General features: G+C 53.3%; 1 protein-coding gene and 1 pseudogene. One reads left to right on the forward strand and one right to left on the reverse strand.

What is annotated here, in order from left to right; genetic code table 11:
* Positions 1-278, reverse strand: a pseudogene (locus AC1D0I_RS32605) (hypothetical protein); the annotation flags it as partial.
* Between the two features lie 84 nt (positions 279-362).
* Here AC1D0I_RS32605 and AC1D0I_RS32610 point away from each other — a divergent pair.
* Positions 363-983, forward strand: a 621-nt coding sequence (locus tag AC1D0I_RS32610) for a hypothetical protein (protein WP_477400185.1), incomplete at its 3' end; no start/stop codon positions are given.

The following is a 983-nucleotide window of genomic DNA, read 5'->3' on the forward strand; positions in this document are numbered from 1 at the left end:
ATGATCCAGGCCATGCTGCTGCCGTCCGGATGCAGCCAGATCGCCGGCGTGCCGGAAGTGTGCTCGTCGACACGCAGCCGCGTCGGCTGGCGGTCGGAGAGCAGCCGGACGCCGTCAAGGYATGCATGCCGCATGCGCTCGACGACCTGATCTGCCGCGCCCTCCAGCATGCGGCCCCAGTCGCCGGCAAGCTCGATGGGTGCGGTGAGGAGGGTGGAGGGAGCGGCCATTGCAGGAGTAACGCCCCAGCAGGTCAACTTGGGCTGAGCAAATAGCATTGGTGCGCTTCCTGCGCCAAGGATGAAATCACGCCGTTTCATATTCGCTCTGCCCTCCAAGCCCTTCTGATACCGCCTTTCAGCATGACGCTCGTCTTTGGCAAAATTCAGAAAGTCGCTTACCTTGCGATGGAACCAAGAGAGGCTATCGTCATGAATGCGGATCCTGATCGTATCGGCTCAGCCAGCCGCCTTTTCACCTCACATGGTACGACGTTGTTCGTCGATCCGAGCTCAAACGAACTCCGACATGGACCTTTTGAGGCCACTCCTTTCAATACTGTATTGATGCCAGAGGGCGGAGAATCAGACCCCAAACTCTCCGACGCATACTTAAATCAAGATATAGTTAGACTTTCTTCATACTCAAATGGGTTTTCCTTCAAAAAGAATGATGGAAGTAACTATGACGATAGTATCAACTCATTTGCCCTCGTAAATTTTAACAAGAAGGAATTCGGGCTGAAGAAAAGCGGATTGTTCCTCAGCGCGGAACCGGATGGCCGCGTTTCGCTATCGAGAACAGAGTGCAAAAGCTGGGAGCTGTTCCATTTTCGGCATGATGCTTCCGAGGTAAGCGGATCGATAGTTAGGCATCGGATTGACGGTCAGATAGTGAATTTCTTTATATCGAACCGAGCCGATTACATTCAATCGTTGCTGCTACGTGGAGATTTTTATGACCGCGAGGCGCTCAATCTCATC

The sequence above is a fragment of the Mesorhizobium sp. P2_D1 genome (assembly GCF_056404455.1).